This is a genomic window from Rhodocyclus purpureus, from assembly GCF_016653115.1.
In the GTDB taxonomy this organism is placed as follows: domain Bacteria; phylum Pseudomonadota; class Gammaproteobacteria; order Burkholderiales; family Rhodocyclaceae; genus Rhodocyclus; species Rhodocyclus purpureus.
Genome location: NZ_NHRX01000062.1, coordinates 1 through 4,839, shown reverse-complemented (window position 1 = coordinate 4,839; position 4,839 = coordinate 1). Strand labels below are relative to the sequence as shown.

Below are 4,839 nucleotides of genomic sequence, written 5' to 3'. Positions count from 1 at the left end.
CCGGCGCCGTCGTCATGGCCGGCGGCGCGCTGCCGCCGACCGAGTCGATCCTGCTCGCCGTCCTCTACAGCATCGGCGCGCACGGCATCATGACCTTGAACGACTTCAAGGCGATCGAGGGCGACACCCAGATGGGACTCAAGTCCCTGCCGGTCGTCCTCGGCGTCCAGGGCGCCGCGCGCTGGGCCGCCGGCATCATGGCCCTGCCCCAGTTCGTCGTCGTCTGGCTGCTGCACGCCTGGGACCGCCCCGTCCAGGCCGCCATCGTCGCCGGCGTCCTCGCCGTCCAGCTCGTCCTCATGGCCCGCTTCCTCAAGGACCCGGTCAAGAACGCCCTCTTCCTCTCCGCCTTCGGCGTCACCCTCTACGTCTCCGGAATGATGGCCGCCGCCATCGGCATCCGGTCGATCGGAGCCGCACTATGAACACCATCGGCTGGCTGGGCATCGTCCGCCTCGGCCTCGTGCAGACCGCGCTCGGCGCGATCATCGTGCTGACGACCTCGACCTTGAACCGCGTCATGGTCGTCGAACTGGCACTGCCGGCGATGATCCCGGGCGCGCTGGTCGGCATCCATCACGTCGTGCAGCTCTTGCGTCCGCGCCTCGGCTACGGCTCGGACGTCGGCGGCAGAAGGACTCCCTGGATCATCGGCGGCATGGCCGTGCTCGCAATCGGTGGCTTCCTCGCCGCGGTGGCGACGGCGCTGATGCAGACCAACACCACCTTCGGCGTCGTCCTAGGCGCGGTCGCCTTCACGGCGATCGGCCTCGGCGCCGGCGCCGCCGGGACTTCGCTGCTGGTGCTGCTCGCCAAGCGCGTCGCCCCCGAGCGGCGTGGCGCGGCGGCGACCACCGCCTGGGTGATGATGATCGTCGGTTTCATCCTCACCGCCAGCATCGGGGGCAAGCTGCTCGATCCGTTCTCGCTCGACCGGCTGATGCTGGTCTCGGGCTGCGTCTCGCTGATCGCCTTCGCGGTCGCCGTCGCCGCCGTCTGGGGCGTCGAGGGCGAGCACGCCGCCGTTCCGGATAGCGAGGCGAGGCCCGCCTTCCGTACCGCGCTGGCGCAGGTCTGGGACGAGCCGATCGCGCGCGGCTTCACCATTTTCGTCTTCATCTCGATGCTCTCGTACAGCCTGCAGGACCTGATCATGGAGCCCTTCGCCGGCGCCATCTTCGGGCTGACGCCGGGACAGTCGACGATGCTGTCGGGGCTGCAGCACGGCGGCGTCCTGCTCGGCATGCTGCTGGTCGGCTTCCTGAGCGGCCGCATCGGCACGCTCAGGCAGTGGACGATCGGCGGCTGCTTCGCTTCGGCGGTGGCGCTGGTCTGCCTGTCCGCGGGTGGCGTCGTCGGCGAGGACTGGCCGCTGCGTGCCAACGTCTTCCTGCTCGGCGCCGCCAACGGTGCCTTCGCGGTCTCGGCGATCGGCTCGATGATGGCGCTCGCCAGCGCCGGCCGCTCGTCGCGCGAAGGCGTGCGCATGGGGCTGTGGGGGGCGGCTCAGGCGATCGCCTTCGCCGTCGGTGGCTTCATGGGAACCGTCGCCGCCGACGCGGCGCGCGCGCTCCTCGATTCGCAAATTCATGCCTACGCCGTCGTCTTTGCCGGCGAGGCACTGATGTTCATTTACTCGGCCAGCCTCGCCGCGCGCTTCATCGTGCCGGCGGACAAGGCAGCCCCGACGACCGGCGCAGTGCTGGCGCAGGCGGCAAACCAGGGATAAGACTGATGAGCAACATGGAGACCTACGACGTCGTGGTGGTTGGCGGCGGACCGGCCGGAGCAACGGCGGCGAACGACCTGGCGAAGGCCGGGCGCAAGGTGCTGCTGCTCGAACGCGGCGGCCGCATCAAACCCTGCGGTGGCGCCATCCCGCCGCAGGCCTTGAAGGAATTCGACCTGCCCGAGTCGCTCCTCGCCGCACGGGCGCGCTCGGCACGGATGATCGCCCCGAGCGGGCGCTGCATCGACATGCCGATCCCGATCGGTTACATCGGCCTCGTTGACCGCAAGGACTTCGACGAGTGGCTGCGCCAGCGCGCCGCTGCCAGCGGTGCCGAACGGCGCGCGGGCAACTACCTGAAGGTCACGCGCGATGCCGACGGCACCGCGATTGTCCATTACCGTGAAACCGGTATCGGCGCCGCCGACAAGGGTGACATCGCCGGCGCCGACGGCCTCAACCCGGCCGAACTCGCGACCGCGCACGCGGGGGCCGAGCGCCAGGTGCGCGCGCGCGCGATCATCGGCGCCGACGGCGCCAACTCCCAGGTCGCGAAACACTGCATCCCCGGTGCCGAGAAGACGCGGCTTGTCTTCGCCTACCACGAGATCATCAAGCGCCCCGAGCACGCCGACGGCGAACGCTGCGACGTCTATTACCAGGGCCGCTTCTCGCCCGACTTCTACGGCTGGATCTTCCCGCACGGCGACACGCTGAGCGTCGGCGTCGGCAGCGAGATCAAGGGCTTTCCGCTGCGCGCGGCGACCGCCGACCTGCGCAAGGTCGCCGGCCTCGACGAGGCCGAGACGCTGCGCTGCGAAGGCGCGCCGCTGCCGCTGAAGCCGCTCGCGAAATGGGACAACGGCCGCGACGTGGTCCTGGCTGGCGACGCCGCCGGCTGCGTGGCACCTGCCTCGGGCGAAGGCATCTACTACGCGCTCGCCGGCGGTCGCTTCGCCGCCGAGGCGGTCGAGGCCTTCCTCGTCACCGGCAACGCCTCCTCGCTGCAGCTTGCGCATCGCCGCTTCATGAAGGCGCACGGCCGTGTCTTCTGGGCGCTCGGCCTGCTGCAGCGCTTCTGGTACACCTCCGACGCGCGCCGCGAGAAGTTCGTCAAGCTCTGCGCTGACCCGGACATCCAGGACCTGACCTGGGAGTCCTACCTGCACAAGCGCCTGGTGCGCCGCAAACCCTTCGCGCACGTGCGCGTGTTCCTGAAGGACGTCGCCGTCTTGCTCGGGCTGGCCAAGGCCTCCTGAACGCTACCGACCCGCCGCCCGGCAGCAAGCCCTGCCGGCGGCCTGTTCGCGCTCACCCTGGCGCACGCTTGAGCGCGGCATCGGCGTAAGCCACTCCTGCATCGGCGCAGTTGCATTCGCGGCTGCCGCCGCCCCCACCGGAACGCCCAGTCTCCACCGGTCCATCCCGGCAGACCCGCTACGCCCTGCAGAAGCGCAGGGCGCACACGCCGTTCAGCCGCTCCGTCGACGACAAAAGGGCCAGCCTGTTGCCGGGCTGGCCCTTTTGCTTGTTACAGCGGGACGGCTGCTTAGATACCTTGCGCCGGTGCTTCAGCCGCAGTCTGCTGCGCTCCCGGCTTCTTCAGCGACGGGTAGTCCTTCGCCAGGCTGACGCCGAACAAGGGCTTGTACACCCCGTTGTGGCAGGTCGCGCAATTCACCTTCGGCGCGTCGCCCTGCGGACCGAGACGGTTCGCCGGGAAGGTCTCGCGCAGCGGGTTCAGGTAGTTCACGTTCAGGTCACGTGCCAGACGGATACCGTGCCACGCCGTCACGCGCTGCGGCGTGCTCGCGTCCCACTCGGCAAACGCACGCGTGTTGTGGCAGTACGTGCAGTTCACCCCCAGTGCCTTCGAGATGTGAATCATCAGGCCCTTGGTCGCTTCCGCGTCCTTCAGGTCGGTCGGATTCGCCCCCTTCACCGGCAGCGCCGTCTTCGAGATCACGCCCACCGCCTTGTCCTTCTCCAGATACACGGAGAACGGATCGAACGGCAGCGAGGTCAGCCCCACCGCCGGCGCCGGCGTGTTCTNGGATTCGCACCCTTCACCGGCAGCGCCGTCTTCGAGATCACGCCCACCGCCTTGTCCTTCTCCAGATACACGGAGAACGGATCGAACGGCAGCGAGGTCAGCCCGACCGCCGGCGCCGGCGTGTTCTGCCCGGCGCGCGACGCGACCATCTTGCTCGACGCACCCTTCGGGCCCGCATCCGCGAACCAGATGTTGGTCGGTACCGGCTGGCCCTGGTGGCAGGTGTAGCAGGTGACGCCCGTCTCGGCGACGTGCGCCTTCCAGTCGCTGTTGATGTGCCGCGTCATCTCCAGCATGCGCCGCGCCACCACCTTCGTGTACACCGTGTCGGCAGCCAGGTCGCCGTCGGCGTGGCAGTACGAGCAGCCCTGCTGCGGTGCCACCCACTCGGTGATCGACACCATCAGCCGGTTGAACTCGCTGATGTCCAGATCCTTCAGCACCTGCACGTTCTGGTAGATGCTCGACGCCTTCACTCCCGCGGGCGGCGTCGCCGCCGACGCTTCCGGCGACTTCTGCGTCACCGCCAGCTTCTCGACCACGCTCGGGCTGTACATCTCGACCATGCCCAGACCGCGGAAACCACGCTGAACCGGTTCCACCGTCTGCAGCGGCGGCTTGTCGCAGCCCGCCGTCAGGGTGATCAGGCCCAGGGCGCCTGCCACCCAGGCGATTTTCTTGTTATTGACGTTCATTGCGCCACCCCCGTCGTCATCGTCGCCATCGTGGCCGTGGCGGCAGGATCAACCACTCCCGGGAAGACCTGCGGATACGGAGGCGCCACGCCGTGCTGGACTGCCCACAGATACCAGTTGTCGACCACGGTGCCCGAGAGCAGGATGCCGATGCCACCGGTCAGCGTGACCAGCACCGCGCACCACCAGCCCCAGCGGTGGATCGATTCCATCGTCGCGTTGAAGCCCATCGTCCACCGCCAGAACAGCGCCGCACGTTCCGAAGCCGTACCGCGGTCGGTGATCTGCTCGAGTTCGCGCTCGCCGCCGAGACGGGAGACCGCCAGAACCGTCGCGCCGTGCATGGCGAACAGCAGCGTCGA

5 protein-coding genes and 1 pseudogene are annotated in these 4,839 nt (G+C 68.9%); 3 read left to right on the top strand and 3 right to left on the bottom strand.

All coding sequences use genetic code 11. The features are described 5' to 3' along the window. The 3 genes from CCR84_RS12835 to CCR84_RS12825 all read left to right on the top strand — a co-directional run. The coding region (locus tag CCR84_RS12835; protein WP_201212939.1) for a UbiA family prenyltransferase at positions 1-425 on the top strand (425 nt) is incomplete at its 5' end. Further along, a complete protein-coding gene (locus tag CCR84_RS12830) occupies positions 422-1,729 on the top strand; it encodes a BCD family MFS transporter (protein ID WP_201212937.1) in 1,308 nt (435 codons plus the stop codon). The genes CCR84_RS12835 and CCR84_RS12830, both read left to right, overlap by 4 nt. 5 nt (positions 1,730-1,734) lie before the next feature. Then, positions 1,735-2,988, top strand: a complete 1,254-nt coding sequence (locus tag CCR84_RS12825; RefSeq protein WP_274610820.1) for a geranylgeranyl reductase family protein — start codon at positions 1,735-1,737, stop codon at positions 2,986-2,988. A 290-nt stretch (positions 2,989-3,278) separates the two neighbouring features. Here CCR84_RS12825 and pufC (CCR84_RS16935) read toward each other — a convergent pair. From pufC (CCR84_RS16935) to CCR84_RS12810, 3 genes and pseudogenes are all read right to left on the bottom strand, one after another. Further along, positions 3,279-3,781, bottom strand: a pseudogene (gene pufC, locus CCR84_RS16935) (photosynthetic reaction center cytochrome PufC); the annotation flags it as partial. Position 3,782: 1 nt separating this feature from the next. Further along, a partial coding sequence (gene pufC / locus CCR84_RS16930; protein ID WP_420825396.1) for a photosynthetic reaction center cytochrome PufC occupies positions 3,783-4,477 on the bottom strand: 695 nt, incomplete at its 3' end. Continuing rightward, the coding region (locus CCR84_RS12810; protein ID WP_201212931.1) for a photosynthetic reaction center family protein at positions 4,474-4,839 on the bottom strand (366 nt) is incomplete at its 5' end. The genes CCR84_RS12810 and pufC (CCR84_RS16930), both read right to left, overlap by 4 nt.